Below are 15,139 nucleotides of genomic sequence, written 5' to 3'. Positions count from 1 at the left end.
GGGTTTCGCATAGTAGGAGGATCACCGATGCACGGGTGGGCGGACCATGTCCGGTAAGGACAAAAGGTGGGCCCGTTTCTGCCCTAAGAGGAGCGCGCACCCGCGGACATCCGCAGGAACACCGGCCCGAAGATCGTTACGAGATGTGCGTCGTCGCTGCTGTTTGATCAACGTCGGCGCACACTTCGTCGCGATCACTCGATGTCAGCCTCCCGCGCGCACCGCCGGTCGGCCCCGGCGGCCTTGCGCCCCACCGAGCTCCGGGTCGTAGACCTCGATGCGCCGGACCTGGGAGCCCTGCGTGATCTTGATCAGCTTGACCACGCCGCCGTGCACAACGACGCGCCCGTCGGGCAGCGTCGTGGCGGCCGGGTACCAGCGGCCGAACGTCATCGAGGTGGTGGCGTCCCAGCGGTCGGTCCGGTAGTCGAACGTGCGACGCGGGGCCTCGCTGAGGCAGTCGCCCTGGTGCGGCCCTCGACGGTGCGGGTGTTGGAGCCGTCGGAGGTGTCGTTCTCCGGGATCGACCACTCGGGGGTGCCGTCGCGGAGGTCCAGGACGCGGGTGTGGCTGTCGCGCGACTCCGCGACACGCTCAGCGCTGTGCCCTCCTCGGTGACGGCGGCCGGCTTGCAGGAGCGCTGGCTGGAATGGCAGAAGGCTCAGCGAACTCCCGACCTGAGCGGGAAGGCAGGGCTCCGGCAAGGTCGCGATAAGCGGGTGTTGACCTGCGGCGACACGCCGGCGGAGGTGCGAGTGCGGGCACGGACCCGACGTGATCATCAGGGTGTCTAAGTCCTTGATCACGTCAGGAAGCCCGTGCCCGCGCTGTCATCTTCGCCGATCGTTGCTGCCCTTGACCACGTGGAGGTCGACCTCGATGAGGTGACAGCCCTGCCCGGCGCCGGGCTGATCACCTTGTCGCTGGTCGAAGCCCTGTCTGCGGTCCCTGATCCACGGTCGGCCCGGGGTGTGCGCCATGGCGTGCTCGGTGTGTTGCCGATCGGGGCGTGCGCGGTGCCGGCCGGAGCACGGTCCTGGGTCGCGATCGCCGAGTACGCCCACGACGTGGGTGAGGTCGTGCTGGGCGCGCTCGGGGTCGGCGCGGTGGTGCCGCACGAGTCGACGATCCGCCGGGTCCTGCAGCAGATCGATGCCGTGGCGTTGGGGGCGGCGTTGTGGTCCTGGACGCTGAGCCGCCTCGCCACCCGAGCGCCGGACCCGGCCGTGCCGGGGCGCGAGCAGCGGCCGGTGTGGGCGCTGGATGGCAAGGCCCTGCGTGGCGCCCGAACCCACAGCGCGGACGGGACCGACCCGGGTCGTGCAGCAGGTGCACCTGGTGTCCGTGCTGGACCAGGCCGGCGGGGTCGTCCTGGCCCAGGTGCAGGTCGATGCGATACGCAACAGTCGATGGGTTCTCCGCTGGCGGACGTCCGCAGCGGACGCTGCTCCGCACCTGTACCTGGGCCTGTGTGTCGAGCAGGCCGGATGGGGCCGAGTTGAAGACTGCCGGGCTGGACTGACAAGATCACCGCTGTGCTGATGTTCTTTCATCACGAGTGAACAGCGAGGGCGCGAGTTGACGCTCGCGGTGGTGCGTTCGCTGCGGGAGCCGCGGGCGCCGGCGACGGAGGACCGAGTTGAACCATAACCCCACCGTCGTGCACCGCGCTGACCTGCAGCTTCGCAACGTCGACATGGCGTGATACGACGGGTGTCAGGGCGGATGTCGGTCGGTGCCACGGGTGTCGAAGACCCGAACACCGGTGCGGGTGACGCTGGCGAGCCAGGGCGCAGGCTGCTCGATCACGAGGCTCTCGATGTCGTCCCAGTACCGCAGCCACAGCCGAAGCTGGGAGAACAGGTCGAGGCTGCCGCCACTGGTGAGGAAGCAGGCGCGGACGCCGTGGTCGAGCAGGGCCTGGCGTTCGAGCGGTCGGCGGCGCCGGCAGGGACAGGCCCATCGGGTGCTCCGGGCCAGGTGATGTCGCCCCGGACGTAGGCGAGCGCCTTGGCCACTCCGAGGCTGTTCTCGTCGACGAACCAGCGCGAGGACTGTGGGGCTGCGGGCACGTGGTTAGGCGACGCGGTCGTGCTCGTACCGAACCGCGGCGTCGACATCGTTTATGCCGATGTCGTATACCTCTGCGACCCGTTCGCGGGATTCGCCGGCAGCGACGAGCTCGGCGACCGTCTCGGTGCGGGCACCGCTGGTCAGGGTGGGTTCGCCGAAGCCGTGGTCGGGGTCGAGGACGACGGGGACGGCGCGGCCGAGGGGGTAGAGGCGGCGGGCGTCGCGGGTGCCGTCGTCGGCGAAGTCGACCTTCTCCAGGAACGCCGCAGCGGTACCGGTGAGCTGGAGCGTGCCGTCGCGGCCGAGGACGACGATGTTGAGAGAAGGGTCGAGGCCGACCTGCTTTTGCACCTTGAGTGCGAGGCTTCGGCCCGACGTGTAGGGCTTGAGGGTCGCGAGCGGGTAGCGGACGCCGAGTTCCTCGCGGAGGATCGCGATGACCGGGCGTAGGTACTGGAGGGTGACCTGCTTGGCGCGGTACTCGCGGAGGTAACCGGCCTCGACGAACTCGCCCCAGGTCACGGCGTCGTCGCCGGTGGACTCCTCACGGATGACCGGGGCGTAGGTGGTGCCGGAGCGCTGGTAGCCGTCGATCCAGCGGCGCAGCGCGTCGGTGCGCAGGCCGAGCAGGCGCGCGGCCTGGCTCATGCCGTAGACCGGGCGCGGCAGCGGCAGCACGGACGTGGTCACGTCGACAGTGTGCCCCGATCGACACGCCGGCCACCAGGCGACCTCGGCGGCGTCGCTCTCGATACCGTCAAGAGGGTGAGCTGATACCAGGGCGCGGCCGTGCATCGGCTGCTGGGCGACCGCGGGATCGACAGGCTGCGCCGGGCGTCGGCGCGGGCGTACGTCCAGCGGCTCGGGTGCGCCGGGCTGTGACGGGATTGCGGTTCTCCTCACCCGAGGCCGAGTTGGCGGCGCTGCGGGCGGAGAACGCGCGACTGCGGCGGCTGTTGGACCTGACGCCCGAGCAGGTGCGCCCGCCCGCTGCCGCGCAGACGGGACTGTTCCTCGACCGCCCCGGGCCGGTGACCGCATCGTCTTCCGGGCCGGACAAGGTCCGGTTCTTCCGCACGCTGTTCGCCGCCCGCACCGACGTGTACGCCATCAGGTGGGACAGCGCGGGGACGGGCCGTTCGGGGTGGTCGCCTGCGGTCGAGGGCGGGTGGCGCAAGGGCACCAACCGGCCGTACCTGCGCCTGACGGACCGGGTGGTCGAGGCGCATCTTCAGAGCTTCCCGGCGACGAGGTCGGTGAGCGCGACGAGCCGGTTCGAGTAGCCCCATTCGTTGTCGTACCAGCCAACGACCTTGACCTGGTTGCCGAGCACGCGGGTCAGTCCTGCATCGAGGGTGCACGCCGCCGGATCGCCGACGATGTCGGAGGAGACGATCGGTGCGTCGGTGTAGGACAGGGTGCCCTTGAGTGGACCCTCGGCTGCGTCCCGGTACGCCGCGTTGATCTCCTCGACGGAGGCCTGCGCGCGGACCTCGACGGTGAGATCGGTGGCCGATCCGGTGGGGATCGGCACCCGCAGCGCGTACCCGTCGAGCTTGCCATCGAGATGTGGCAGTACCAACCCGATCGCCTTCGCGGCGCCGGTGGAGGTCGGGACGATGTTCAGTGCGGCGGCGCGGGCGCGGCGGAGGTCCTTGTGCGGGCCGTCCTGCAGGTTCTGGTCCTGGGTGTAGGCGTGAATCGTGGTCATCAGACCCTTCTCGATCCCCAGCAGGTCGTCGATCACCTTGGCCAGCGGCGCCAGGCAGTTGGTGGTGCACGAGGCGTTCGAGATGATCGACTGCGATCCGTCGTAGGCGTCGTCGTTCACTCCCACCACCACGGTGAGATCCGCGCCGGTTGCCGGCGCCGAGACGACGACCTTGCGGGCACCGGCATCGAGGTGCGCCGCCAGGTCCGCACCTGCGGTGAACCGGCCGGTGGATTCGACGACGACGTCGACGCCGAGCTCCTTCCACGGCAGCTCGGCGGGATCCCGCACGGCCAGGCCCGTGAATCCCGTGCCGTCCACGACGATCTCGCCCTCGGTGGAACTCACGGAGTAGGGCAGGCGACCGAGGATCGAGTCGTACTCGAGCAGGTGTGCCAGTGTGGCGTTGTCGGTGATGTCGTTCACCGCGACGATCTCGATCTCGGTGTCGCCCGCGCGGCGCGCCGCGTCGACCGCCCGCCAGAAGTTGCGCCCGATCCGCCCGAACCCGTTCACGCCCACGCGCACCGTCATGTCAGTTCTCCCTTGCTCGTCAGCTCTTCCTCGTTGCTTCGGGCGGCCCACCACACCCGGTGCGCTGCCCGGCACTGCCCCGCGTCCAGCGGTACCGGCCCGTCGTAGGCGGTCAGTACGGCCGCGGCCCCGGTGAAGTCCTGCCCCGCGGTGTAGCCGTTGGTCACCACCACCGTCGCCAGGCCCGCCCCGGTCGCGGCACGCAGCCCCACCTCGGAGTCCTCGACGGCCAACGCTGCGCACGCCGGCACGCCGAGGCCCGCGAGGGCGCGGACGTAGACCTCGGGATCGGGCTTGAGCTCCGCCACGTCGTCGCCGGTCACGACGACCGCGACCGAGTCCCGGCCCAGCAGCCGCCCGACGAGCGGCTCGACCCACGACCGGCGGCCCGTGGTGGCCACCGCCAGGCGGATGCCCGCTGCGGCGAGGTCGGCGGCCAGCTCGGGCAGCCCCGGGCGGGCGGTGATCTCGCCGGCCGTGACCATGGTGCGGAACAGGGTGGTCTTGGTGCGGTGCACGCCGTCGGCGAGCTCGTCGGCCCCGTCGATGCCGCGCGCCCGCAGGTCCGCCGCGATCCGCCGGCGGCCGCCGGTGATCCCGAGCAGGCGCCCGTACGCGGCGACGTCCCACTCGACGTCCACCCCGTGCCGGGCGAACGCGGCATTGAAGGCCGGCCGATGGCCGTCGCGTTCGGTGTCGGCCAGCGTGCCGTCGACGTCGAAGATCACCGCACGCAGCGACGGCGGCATCCCTACGGACTCTCGAGTGTCCCGATGGCAACGTCGGCCACCGCCTCGGGCGTCAGCCCGAGATGCGCGGCGACGTCAGGCCCGGGCCCGCACTCGCCGAACCGGTCGATCCCCACGACGCGGTCACGCGGCCCGGCAACCGCGCGCCATCCCGTCGACACCCCGGCCTCGATCCACACCACCGGGGTGTCGGGCAGCCGGACCGTGCCGGCGCGGATCGCCTCCTCGAACCGCTCGCGCCACATCACGGACACGACGCGCGTCCCGACCCCACGTCCCGCCAGCACGTCCGCCGCCGCCAGCGCCAGCGCCACCTCCGAACCGCTGGCGGCGAGCACGACGTCCGGTGTCGCCACCTCCGCGACGGTCCGGGCTCCGTACCGCCGGACGTCGTCGATCCCGGCACCGCCGAGCACCGGCACGTCCTGCCTGGTCAGCACGAGCGCGGTGGGTCCACCGAGGTCGGCCGCCGCGAGCTCCCACGCCAGCGCCGTCTCCGCGGCGTCGGCCGGGCGCAGCACGGTGAGGCCCGGGATCAGACGGAGCGACTCGACGTGCTCGACGGGCTGGTGGGTCGGCCCGTCCTCGCCGATGTGGATCGAGTCGTGGGTGAACACGTAGACGACCGGGACCCGCATCAGGGCCGAGAGCCGCAGCGCGGGCCGCAGGTAGTCGGAGAACACGAGGAACGTGCTGCCGAAGGGCCGCAGGCCGCCGTGCAGGGCGATGCCGTTGAGCGCCGCGGCCATCCCGTGTTCGCGGATCCCGAAGTGGATGGTGCGTCCGGCGAAATCCCCCGGTGCCACGTCCCCCCCGGGGATCGTGGTGTTGGTCGACGACGCGAGGTCGGCCGAGCCGCCGACCAGCGCCGGGTACTCCGCCGCGAGCGCGTGGAGCGCCAACCCGGAGGCCTTCCGGGTCGGGGTCGCCCCGCCCGCCTCCGAGGGGTCGGCGAGCGGGGCGAGAACGGGGAGCTCCGGCGGCCCCGGAACCCGGTCGAGCGGGAAGTCGGCGGCCGGTTGCGGGTGCGCGGCCCGCCAGCCGGTGTGCGCACGCTCCCACTCGGCGCGGTCCGCGGCCCAGCGCTGCCGGAGCTCGGCGACCCCGCGGCGCACCGCGGACGGCACGTGGAACGGGGTGTCCGGCCAGCCGGACCGGGCCCGCATCGCCGCGATCGTGGCCTCGCCGAGCGGGCTGCCGTGCGCCTTGGACGTCCCCTCGACGCCCGGCGCGCCGTGTCCGATCGTCGTGCGGACGGCGATGAAGGTGGGCCGTCCGTCGTCGACGGCTGCCTCGGCGTAGGCGCGGTCGATGGCGTCGAGGTCGGTGCCGTCGTCCACCCGCAGGGTGTTCCAGCCGTAGGCCCGGAACCGGGCGGCGGCGTCGTCGGCGCAGCTGCGCGTCGCCGATCCGTCGATCGTGATGTCGTTGTCGTCGAACACGACGGTCAGCTTCCCGAGACCCAACCGGCCCGCCAGTGACGCCGCCTCGTGGCTGATCCCCTCCATGAGGCAGCCGTCGCCGACCAGCGCCCACGTGCGGTGGTCGACGACCCGACGACCCGCGACGTTGCACCTGGCCGCGAGCATCCGCTCGGCCAGCGCCATTCCCACCGCGTTGGCCAGGCCCTGGCCCAGCGGACCGGTGGTCGTCTCGACACCCGGCGTCATGCCGTACTCGGGATGCCCGGGGGTCCGCGAGCCGAGCCTGCGGAACCGGCGGAGCTCGTCGATCGGCAGGTCGTACCCGGTGACGTGCAGCAGCGCGTACAGCAGCGCGGAACCGTGCCCTGCGGACAGGACGAACCGGTCCCGATCGGGCCACTCGGGGTTCGCCGGGTCGTGCCGCAGGTGCCGCGACCAGAGCACCCACGCCGCCGGGGCCGCACCGAGCGGGAGCCCGGGATGGCCGCTGACCGCGGCCTGCACGGCGTCGACGGCGAGGAATCGCAGCGTGTCCACCGCGAGATCGTCGAACCGCGGCCCGGCGACGGCCAGCAGGTCGGGATCGTCGGCGACGGCCACCGGCTCGATCCGGCTGGTCATGCGATCTCCCGTTCCGCCGCGGTGCGCATCGCGAGCACGCGGTCGGCCATCCGGCCCGGCCCGTCGAACAGCGCCGACCCGGCGCAGAACACGCGGGCACCGGCCCGTGCGGCCGCACCGATCGTCGACGCGCCGATCCCGCCGTCGACCTCCAGCTCGATCTCCAGCCCGCGCCGGTCGATCTCGGCCCGCGCTGCGGTGATCTTCGGTTCCATCCCGGCGATGTAGGACTGGCCGCCGAAACCGGGGTTCACGGTCATCACCAGCAACAGGTCCACCAGCTCGAGCACGTGCTCGACGGCGGCCAGCGGCGTGGCGGGGTTGAGGGCCACCCCGGCACGCGCACCGAGCTCGCGGATCCGGCCCAGCGTGCGGTGCAGGTGCCTGGTCGTCTCGGCGTGGACGATGACGATCCCGCAGCCCGCCTCCACCCAGCGCGACAGCATGGGATCGGGATCGGCGACCATGAGGTGCGCCTCGAATCCCATGTCGACCTGGTCCCGGCACGCAGCGATGACGTCCGGACCGATGGTGATGTTCGGGACGAAACAGCCGTCCATCACGTCCCACTGGATCCGGTCGACGCCCGCCTTCTCGATCATCCGTACCTGGCTGCCCAGTTCTGCGAAGTCCGCGGGCAGTACCGACGCGACCAGCAAGGGCGAGGTGATCTCGACCATCACAGCACCTCCTTCGACATACCGACGCTAGGAGGAAGATGCGAGTCCGCTTGCCCCCGATGCGGGGGAACCGCGGGGGGATTGCACCCGCGCGGCCGGTTCGGCCTACTCTCCGGAGGATGGTGACACCGGATCGCACGCCCGTCCGGGTCGTGCTCGTCGACGACCACGAGATGGTCATCGAGGGGCTCAAGGCGATGCTCGGGTCCTTCCGCAGCCGGGTCCGGGTGATCGGTCAGGCGGTCGGCGCCGAGAGCGCGATGTCGGTGATCATGGGACTGTCGCCCGATGTCGTGCTCTGCGACGTGCGGATGCAGGGATCGAGCGGGCTGGACCTGTGCCGGGCGGTGCGCGAGCGCGACGCGCAACGCAAGGTCGTGCTCCTGTCGGTCTACGAGGACGAGCAGTACCTGTTCCAGGCGATGCGGGCAGGCGCGTCGGGCTACCTCCTGAAGCGGATCACCGGTGCGGAGCTCGTGGCGCAGATCGAGCGCGCGCACGCGGGGCAGATCGTGATCGACGCCGGGATGGCGGCGAGAGCGGTCGACACCGCCGCGCGCATGCAGGGCGACGAGTACTGGCCCGGCGTCCGGCAGGGGCTGACGCAGCGCGAGAGCGAGATCCTCTCGTACATGGTCACGGGGCTGTCCAACCGGGCGATCGCCACCCGCCTCGTGATCGGCGATGAGACCGTCAAGAGCCACCTGCGGTCGATCTACCGCAAGCTGGAGGTCCGGGACCGGACCGGTGCGGTGGCGACCGCGCTGCGCGAAGGGATCTTCCAGTGACGGAGCGCAGGCCCAGCACGGTTCACGGGCTGGTCGACAGCGACGGCGAGGTCGCGCTGCTCCTCGACGTCATCCACCTCACCGCCACCGGACCGGACGTCGAGTCGCTCGCCGCCGAGGTCGCGCACCTGATCACGACCGCCACGGCGACGGACGTGTGCTTCGTGCACGTCCTCGACGACACCGAGAACGCGCTGACGCTCGCCGGGGCCACCCCTCCGTTCGACCGGCAGGTCGGCCGGGTCCACATGCAGCTGGGGCAGGGGGTGTCCGGGTGGGTCGCGAAGCATCGCACCCCGGTCGTGCTCCCCGAGGGCAAGGCCAGTGATCCGCGGTACGTCCCGATCCCCGGGCTGCGCGGCGCGGAGTTCACCTCGATGGCGTCGATCCCGATGGAGATCGATTCCAGCGGGCTCGTCGGCGTGCTGAACGTGCACACCGTGGCGCGGCGGGAGTTCACGCCGCGCGATGTCGAGCTGCTGCTCGTCATCGGCGGGCTGGTCGCGGGCGCGCTGAACCAGGCCCGCCTGCACCGCCGCCTGGCGGCACGGGAACGGATGCACGAGCAGTTCGTCGAGCGGGTGATCGCGACGCAGGAGGCCGAGCGCCGTCGCATGGCCGGGGACATCCACGACGGGATCTCGCAACGGCTGATCAGCCTGTCCTACTACCTCGACGCCGCGACGCACGCGGCCGGCCGCGACGGCGACCCTGCCGAGATCGCTCCGCAGCTCAGCAGCGCCCGCGACCTGCTCGGGCTCGCACTCGACGAGGCCCGTGCGGCCATCGGGGGGCTGCGCCCGCCGGTGCTGGACGACCTCGGGCTGGCCGGCGGGCTCGCCAGCCTCGCCCGTTCCACGCCCCAGATCGACACGGACGTGGACCTGGCCGACTACCGGCTGCCCGAGCACGTCGAGATCGCGCTGTACCGGATCGCGCAGGAGTGCCTGCAGAACATCGTCAAGCACGCCCGTGCGAGTAGGGCCACGCTGCGCTTCGCCGTGCAGGGCGGTGACGCACGGCTGGAGGTGTCCGACGACGGCATCGGTTTCGACATGTCGCGAGCAGCCGAGTCCGGCCCGGCCGAGATCCGCGGCTACGGGATGCAGTCGATGGTGGAGCGCGCCGAGCTGGTCTGTGGACACCTGGAGGTCCGTTCGGCGCCCGGCGCCGGGACGACCGTCACCGTCACCGTCCCCGGCCGATGATCACCTGATGGGAGACGAGACGACACCCGTGTCGCCCCGGCTCCCCGGCACGCGAACATCGGTCATCGCGCGTCGACTATGCCGGCCGCAGCTGCGCCGCTAGCCGCACCGCGGCGGCGTTGGCTGCCACGCGCTCACGCAGGGCTGCCTGCCCGGCCCCGACCCGCGCCGGGTCGCCGTGCCATGCGGCCAGTGCGGGGTCGACGAGCGCGCGGCCGAACGAGAACGTCAACGGCCACGGCGTGCGATGGTGCTGCATCGCCGCGAGGTTCGCGGTCGCGCGCTCCGGCGGCTGCCCTCCGGAGAGGAAGGCAACCCCGGCCAGGTCGTCGGGCCAGGCCCGCAGCACCTCGACGGTGGCCTCGGCGACCCGCTCCGGCGACGAGGGCTCCGGGGCATCCCGACCTTCGATCACCATGTTCGGCTTGAGCACGATCCCTGCGAGATCGACGCGGAGGAGTTCGAGCGCCTCACGGACCGCGGCATGGACGGCGGCGGTGACCTCGGCGCACCGCTCGATCGAATGGGCACCCTCCATCAGGACCTCCGGCTCGACGATCGGCACGATCCCGGCCTCCTGGCAGGCCGCCGCGTAGCGTGCGAGCCCGTCGGCGTTGGTGCGCACCGCACCGTGGGTGGGCAGCTCGTCGGTGATCCGGTAGACGGCGCGCCACTTCGCGAACGCCGCCCCGAACTCCGCATACTCGGCCAACCGGGCCGGCAGGCCGTCGAGGCCCTCGGTGACCTTCTCGCCGGGCAGACCGGCACACGGCTTGGCACCGGTGTCGACCTTGATGCCCGGGAGGATGCCCAGCGCGTGCACCGCCCGGGCGAACGGCGTCCCGTCGGTGAAGGTCTGGCGCAGCGTCTCGTCGCAGAAGATGATCCCGGAGGCGCCGTCGGCCAGCCCCGGCATCGCCGCGAGCAGTTCCCGGTAACGGCGCCGGTTCTCGGCGGTGGCCTCGACCCCCGCCTTGGCCAGCCTGTCCGACATCGTGGCGATGCTCTCGTCCGCGGCGAGGACGCCCTTGCCGGGTGCCACCATCTGCGTGGCGATCTGCCTGAGCGAACCCATGTCGCCTGCTCCTTCTCCGTCGGCCAACGTCACCGGCGAACGTACGGACCGGCGTCATGGCCGGACCTCACCCAGGTCGGGGAGACGCCCGGTGAATCATGATACTTAAGTAAAAGGCGAACTAGTCTCGGCAAAGTCTCGATAGACACCAAGGTATCGATCCGCGACGGTGGGCCCATGACAGACAGATGGAACGCCGGGGTCATCCCCTATGCAGAGATGGGCTACTGGCAACCCGACTACGTCCCGAAGGACACCGACGTCCTGTGCGCCTTCCGGATCACCCCGCAGGAGGGGGTGCCGCCGGAGGAGGCGGGCGCCGCCGTGGCGGGCGAGTCGAGCACCGCGACGTGGACGGTGGTCTGGACGGACCGGCTCACCGCCCACGACCACTACCAGGCCAAGTGCTACTCGGTCGAGGCCGTGCCGGGCACGCCAGGGCAGTACATCGCGCGGATCGCCTACGAGATCGACCTCTTCGAGGAGGGCTCGATCGCCAACCTGACGAGCTCGATCATCGGCAACGTGTTCGGGTTCAAGCCGCTCAAGGCGCTGCGCCTGGAGGACATGCGGATCCCCGTCGCGTACGTGAAGACGTTCCAGGGTCCCGCGCACGGCATCGTCATGGAGCGCGAGTACCTGAACAAGCACGGGCGCCCGCTGCTCGGCGCCACCACCACGCCGAAGCTGGGCCTGTCGGCCCGCAACTACGGGCGCGTCGTCTACGAGGCGCTGCGCGGCGGCCTGGACTTCACCAAGGACGACGAGAACATCAACTCGCAGCCGTTCATGCGGTGGCGGGACCGCTTCCTGTTCTGCATGGAGGCGATCAACCGCGCCCAGGCCGAGACCGGTGAGATCAAGGGCCACTACCTCAACGTCACCGCCGGCACGATGGAACAGATGTACGAGCGGGCGGACTTCGCCAAGGAGCTCGGCTCGATCGTCGTCATGATCGACCTGACGGTCGGCTACACCGCGATCCAGTCGATGGCGAACTGGGCCAGGAAGAACGGGGTGATCCTGCACCTGCACCGCGCAGGACACGGCACCTACACGCGGCAGAAGTCCCACGGCGTGAGCTTCCGGGTGATCGCCAAGTGGATGCGGTTGGCCGGGGTGGACCACATCCACGCCGGCACGGTCGTCGGGAAGCTCGAGGGCGACAAGAACACGACCCTCGGATTCTACGACATCCTGCGCGCGGACCACATCCCCGCCGACCCGGTCAAGGGCCTGTACTTCGACCAGGACTGGCAGTCGCTTGCCCCGGTCATGCCGGTGGCCTCCGGCGGGATCCACGCCGGGCAGATGCACCAGCTGCTGGACCTCTTCGGCGACGACGTCATCCTGCAGTTCGGTGGCGGCACGATCGGTCACCCCATGGGGATCGCGGCCGGTGCCGAAGCGAACCGGGTGGCGCTGGAGGCGATGGTCAAGGCCCGGAACGAGGGCCGCGACTACGCCGCGGAGGGCCCGGACATCCTCAAGAAGGCGGCCGCGAAGTGCCGGTCCCTCGACATGGCCCTGGCCACCTGGGGCGACATCACCTTCGACTACGAATCCACCGACACCGCCGACGTCGTCTCGACGCCGACCGCCCTCTGAGGAGCCAGAACATGCGTGTCACCCAGGGCACCTTCGCGTACCTGCCCGACTTCACCGACGAGGAGATCACCAAACAGATCGAGTACTGCATCGACAACAACTGGCCGCTGTCGGTCGAGTTCACCGATGACCCCCACCCGCGCAACGTGTACTGGGAGATGTGGGGCCTGCCGATGTTCGACCTCAAGGACCCTGCCGGGGTGCTGATGGAGGTCAACGCCTGCCGGGCGGCCAAGCCCGGCCACTACGTCCGGCTCAACGCCTACGACGCACGGCTGGGGCGCCAGACCACCGCGCTGTCGTTCATCGTGCAGCGGCCGGCGCAGGAGCCGGGCTTCCGGCTCGAGCGACAGGAGGTCGAGGACCGCCGGATCCGCTACACCACGCGCGCCTACGCCACCGACCGTCCCTCCGGGGACCGGTACCGGCCGGAGTGACGTGTCGACCGCGCAGAGCGGCACCCCACGACCTGCCTTCGGACCGGCCGTCGAGGACGAGGAACCCGTCGAGCTCCTGCCCCCGGGCGCCGTGGTCGACCTGGCTGCGGCGCGCCGGGAGTCCGGTATCGACGACGTGCTGGAGCGGCTGGACGCCGAACTGGTCGGCCTGGCGCCGGTGAAGACGCGCATCGCGGAGGTCGCGGCCCTGCTGCTGGTCGACCGCGTGCGCGAGCGGTACGGGATCGTGGCCACCCGCCCGACCCTGCACATGTGCTTCACCGGCAACCCGGGCACCGGCAAGACGACGGTCGCGCTGCGGATGGCCGATCTGCTGCACCGGCTGGGCTATGTGCGCCGCGGACACCTGGTGAGCGTCACCCGCGATGATCTCGTCGGCGAGTACGTCGGCCACACCGCCCCGAAGACGAAGGACGTCATCAAGCGCGCCATGGGCGGCGTGCTGTTCATCGACGAGGCGTACTACCTCTACAAGGTGGAGAACGACCGCGACTACGGCTCGGAGTCGATCGAGATCCTGCTGCAGGTGATGGAGAGCAACCGCGACGATCTCGTGGTCATCCTGGCCGGGTACGCGGACCGGATGGACACGTTCTTCGCGGCGAACCCCGGCATGCAGAGCCGGATCGCGCACCATGTCACGTTCCCGGACTTCACCGTCACCGAGCTGGAACAGATCGCCGTCGGGATGACCGGCGAGCTGTCCTACCGCCTGTCCGATCAGGCGCGCGTGGTGTTGCGCGAGTACCTGGAGCGGCGCGTCGGGCAACCCTGGTTCGCCAACGCGCGCAGCGTCCGGAACGCCATGGAGCGGGCCCGGCTGCGGCAGGCGCGCAGGCTCGTCGCCCGGGCGGACCCCATGGTCGACCTCGCGGCGCTGACCACGATCGAGCCGGAGGACCTGCTGGCCAGCCGGGTGTTCGGCGACGAAGCCGCGGGCAAGACGGTGCGCTCGGGGTGACGCGCGGGTCGGGGCGTTCAGGCGAACGGGCGCCCGGCGGGTCGGGCGGGCGCGAGGCCCCGCACGGTGCGCTCGACACCCACCGAGAGCACCGCCTGCCCGAGGGCCACTCGAGCGGGTTCGCCGAGCCACGCCAGCAGCGGCGAGATGACGAGTGCGCCGCCGAAGGCGAAGGTGCGCGGCCACGGGGCGTCCACGCCCTGCATCGCGGCAAGGTTCGTGGCGGCGACCGCCGGCGGCAACCCGCCCGACATGAACGCCACGCCCGCCAGATCGTGCGGGACCGCGGCCACGAGAGTCCTGATGCAGCGCCGAGCCACCACGGCGGGGGAGCAGCTCCGCCTCGTGTACACGCCCGAGACCACCATGGTCGGCCGCAGCACGACGGCGCCCGCGTCCACGCCGGCGTCGCCCAGCGCGCGGAATGTGTGTCGCAGGACCTTCAGCGTGGCCTCCGCACACTCACTGTGGGAGTTCGCGCCGTCCACGAGAACCTTGGGCTCGACGACGGGCACGACGCCCGCGGCCTGGCTGGCTGCGGCGAAGCGCGCCGTCGAGTGCGCGTTCGCACGCAGCGCCAGCATGGTCGGCCGCCCCGCGCCGACCTGGAAGACGGTGCGCCACTTCGCGAACCGGGCCCCGAGCGCGGTGTACTGCGCCAGGCGCGGCCCGACGGAATCCATGCCCTCGGTGATCGCCTCGCCTGCGGTCCCGGCGAGCGTCCGCAAGCCTGCGGCGATGGCGACACCTGGCACCATCCCGAGGTCCCCGACCAGCCTCGGGAATGTCCGGCCGTCCGAGGCCCGCTGGCGGAACGTCTCGTCGCAGAGGATCACGCCGCTGATCCCCTCGTTCAGGTCCGGGGTCGTGACGAGGAGCTCGCGGAACGCTCGGCGGTTCCGCGGTGTCGAGGGCACACCGGCCTTCTCGAGGCGCACCGTCATGGCCGCGGGGCTCTCGTCGGCGACGAGGATCCCGCGCCCGTCACCGACGAGTAGGCGCGCGGTCCGGCGTAGCTGCTCGAGGCCGCGCGACGCTCCCGGCTCGACCCCCATCGGATGTACCTCCGGTCGGCAGCACGTCTGACACTCCGGGGCCGCGACCCCGGCCCGCGTTCCGCGTAATTCGGAAGGCCTAGAGCCGCGATGTGGGTCTTGACCTGGGGGGATGCGTCGAGACGCCCCGGAGGGGCGTGTCTCTAGACGGTGAGATCGCTGCTGGTCAGCGGCTTGCGGCGGCGAGTTCGATG

Annotated in this window: 15 protein-coding genes; 7 read left to right on the top strand and 8 right to left on the bottom strand. The window is 71.3% G+C overall.

What is annotated here, in order from left to right; all coding sequences use genetic code 11:
- Nucleotides 1-204: 204 nt before the first annotated feature.
- The gene (locus tag Q1K26_RS00760) at nucleotides 205-393 is read right to left on the bottom strand and encodes a hypothetical protein (RefSeq protein ID WP_300006996.1); all 189 of its coding nucleotides are present in this window, start codon (nucleotides 391-393) and stop codon (nucleotides 205-207) included.
- Nucleotides 394-818: 425 nt separating this feature from the next.
- Here Q1K26_RS00760 and Q1K26_RS28640 point away from each other — a divergent pair, with 425 nt between their 5' ends.
- On the top strand, nucleotides 819-1,502 hold the full coding sequence (locus tag Q1K26_RS28640; protein WP_363320396.1) for a transposase family protein: 684 nt from the start codon (nucleotides 819-821) through the stop codon (nucleotides 1,500-1,502).
- 574 nt (nucleotides 1,503-2,076) lie between these two features.
- Here Q1K26_RS28640 and Q1K26_RS00755 read toward each other — a convergent pair.
- Nucleotides 2,077-2,763, bottom strand: a complete 687-nt coding sequence (locus Q1K26_RS00755; protein ID WP_300006994.1) for a DUF433 domain-containing protein — start codon at nucleotides 2,761-2,763, stop codon at nucleotides 2,077-2,079.
- A 188-nt stretch (nucleotides 2,764-2,951) separates the two neighbouring features.
- On the opposite strand from Q1K26_RS00755, the gene Q1K26_RS00750 reads away from it, so the two are divergent.
- The gene (locus tag Q1K26_RS00750) at nucleotides 2,952-3,356 is read left to right on the top strand and encodes a hypothetical protein (RefSeq protein WP_300006993.1); all 405 of its coding nucleotides are present in this window, start codon (nucleotides 2,952-2,954) and stop codon (nucleotides 3,354-3,356) included.
- Here Q1K26_RS00750 and gap read toward each other — a convergent pair.
- From gap to rpe, 4 genes are read right to left on the bottom strand one after another with little or no spacing between them, the layout of a single operon-like run.
- A complete protein-coding gene (gene gap, locus Q1K26_RS00745) occupies nucleotides 3,305-4,318 on the bottom strand; it encodes a type I glyceraldehyde-3-phosphate dehydrogenase (RefSeq protein WP_300006991.1) in 1,014 nt (337 codons plus the stop codon). The genes Q1K26_RS00750 and gap overlap by 52 nt on opposite strands.
- Nucleotides 4,315-5,067: an HAD-IA family hydrolase gene (locus Q1K26_RS00740; protein ID WP_300006989.1), complete on the bottom strand. Its 753-nt coding sequence runs from the start codon at nucleotides 5,065-5,067 to the stop codon at nucleotides 4,315-4,317. Before Q1K26_RS00740 ends, gap begins: the two co-directional genes overlap by 4 nt.
- Before the next feature lie 2 nt (nucleotides 5,068-5,069).
- Nucleotides 5,070-7,112, bottom strand: coding sequence for a transketolase (tkt, locus tag Q1K26_RS00735; protein ID WP_300006987.1), 2,043 nt, complete (start codon nucleotides 7,110-7,112; stop codon nucleotides 5,070-5,072).
- Entirely contained in the window at nucleotides 7,109-7,792 is a 684-nt protein-coding gene (gene rpe / locus Q1K26_RS00730) for a ribulose-phosphate 3-epimerase (protein ID WP_300007139.1), read from the bottom strand. The genes tkt and rpe overlap by 4 nt, the downstream gene beginning before the upstream one ends.
- 119 nt (nucleotides 7,793-7,911) lie before the next feature.
- Here rpe and Q1K26_RS00725 point away from each other — a divergent pair, with 119 nt between their 5' ends.
- Both Q1K26_RS00725 and Q1K26_RS00720 read left to right on the top strand, forming a co-directional pair.
- On the top strand, nucleotides 7,912-8,580 hold the full coding sequence (locus tag Q1K26_RS00725) for a response regulator transcription factor (protein WP_300006985.1): 669 nt from the start codon (nucleotides 7,912-7,914) through the stop codon (nucleotides 8,578-8,580).
- On the top strand, nucleotides 8,577-9,788 hold the full coding sequence (locus tag Q1K26_RS00720; protein ID WP_300006984.1) for a GAF domain-containing sensor histidine kinase: 1,212 nt from the start codon (nucleotides 8,577-8,579) through the stop codon (nucleotides 9,786-9,788). Before Q1K26_RS00725 ends, Q1K26_RS00720 begins: the two co-directional genes overlap by 4 nt.
- Nucleotides 9,789-9,864: 76 nt before the next feature.
- On the opposite strand, the gene Q1K26_RS00715 is transcribed toward Q1K26_RS00720, so the two are convergent.
- Complete coding sequence (locus Q1K26_RS00715) at nucleotides 9,865-10,863, bottom strand: class I fructose-bisphosphate aldolase (protein WP_300006983.1); 999 nt, start codon at nucleotides 10,861-10,863, stop codon at nucleotides 9,865-9,867.
- A gap of 177 nt (nucleotides 10,864-11,040) precedes the next feature.
- Here Q1K26_RS00715 and Q1K26_RS00710 point away from each other — a divergent pair, with 177 nt between their 5' ends.
- The 3 genes from Q1K26_RS00710 to cbbX are packed head-to-tail and all read left to right on the top strand — an operon-like array spanning nucleotide 11,041 to nucleotide 13,890.
- Entirely contained in the window at nucleotides 11,041-12,471 is a 1,431-nt protein-coding gene (locus tag Q1K26_RS00710) for a form I ribulose bisphosphate carboxylase large subunit (RefSeq protein ID WP_300006982.1), read from the top strand.
- 11 nt (nucleotides 12,472-12,482) lie between these two features.
- Nucleotides 12,483-12,908 (top strand): ribulose bisphosphate carboxylase small subunit, encoded by a 426-nt coding sequence (locus tag Q1K26_RS00705; protein WP_094931758.1) that lies wholly within the window; start codon nucleotides 12,483-12,485, stop codon nucleotides 12,906-12,908.
- 1 nt (nucleotide 12,909) lies between these two features.
- Nucleotides 12,910-13,890 carry a CbbX protein gene (cbbX, locus tag Q1K26_RS00700; protein ID WP_300006980.1) on the top strand — a complete coding sequence of 327 codons (981 nt, stop codon included), beginning with the start codon at nucleotides 12,910-12,912 and terminating at the stop codon, nucleotides 13,888-13,890.
- A gap of 17 nt (nucleotides 13,891-13,907) precedes the next feature.
- On the opposite strand, the gene Q1K26_RS00695 is transcribed toward cbbX, so the two are convergent.
- A complete protein-coding gene (locus Q1K26_RS00695) occupies nucleotides 13,908-14,945 on the bottom strand; it encodes a class I fructose-bisphosphate aldolase (protein WP_300006978.1) in 1,038 nt (345 codons plus the stop codon).
- Nucleotides 14,946-15,139 lie beyond the last annotated feature (194 nt).

The sequence above is a fragment of the Pseudonocardia sp. genome, from assembly GCF_029263155.1.
Classification (GTDB): Bacteria; Actinomycetota; Actinomycetes; order Mycobacteriales; family Pseudonocardiaceae; genus Pseudonocardia.
The sequence above is the reverse complement of the archived record's forward strand: the minus strand, read 5'-3'. Positions and strand labels throughout refer to the sequence as shown.

Coding starts and splice junctions, on each gene's coding strand:
- Q1K26_RS00760 (WP_300006996.1), bottom strand. CDS start 393: ATGACGTTCGGCCGCTGGTACCCGGCCGCCACGACGCTGCCCGACGGG.
- rpe (WP_300007139.1), bottom strand. CDS start 7,792: ATGGTCGAGATCACCTCGCCCTTGCTGGTCGCGTCGGTACTGCCCGCG.
- Q1K26_RS00705 (WP_094931758.1), top strand. CDS start 12,483: ATGCGTGTCACCCAGGGCACCTTCGCGTACCTGCCCGACTTCACCGAC.
- Q1K26_RS00725 (WP_300006985.1), top strand. CDS start 7,912: ATGGTGACACCGGATCGCACGCCCGTCCGGGTCGTGCTCGTCGACGAC.
- Q1K26_RS00715 (WP_300006983.1), bottom strand. CDS start 10,863: ATGGGTTCGCTCAGGCAGATCGCCACGCAGATGGTGGCACCCGGCAAG.
- Q1K26_RS00710 (WP_300006982.1), top strand. CDS start 11,041: ATGACAGACAGATGGAACGCCGGGGTCATCCCCTATGCAGAGATGGGC.
- Q1K26_RS00740 (WP_300006989.1), bottom strand. CDS start 5,067: ATGCCGCCGTCGCTGCGTGCGGTGATCTTCGACGTCGACGGCACGCTG.
- Q1K26_RS00695 (WP_300006978.1), bottom strand. CDS start 14,945: ATGGGGGTCGAGCCGGGAGCGTCGCGCGGCCTCGAGCAGCTACGCCGG.
- tkt (WP_300006987.1), bottom strand. CDS start 7,112: ATGACCAGCCGGATCGAGCCGGTGGCCGTCGCCGACGATCCCGACCTG.
- gap (WP_300006991.1), bottom strand. CDS start 4,318: ATGACGGTGCGCGTGGGCGTGAACGGGTTCGGGCGGATCGGGCGCAAC.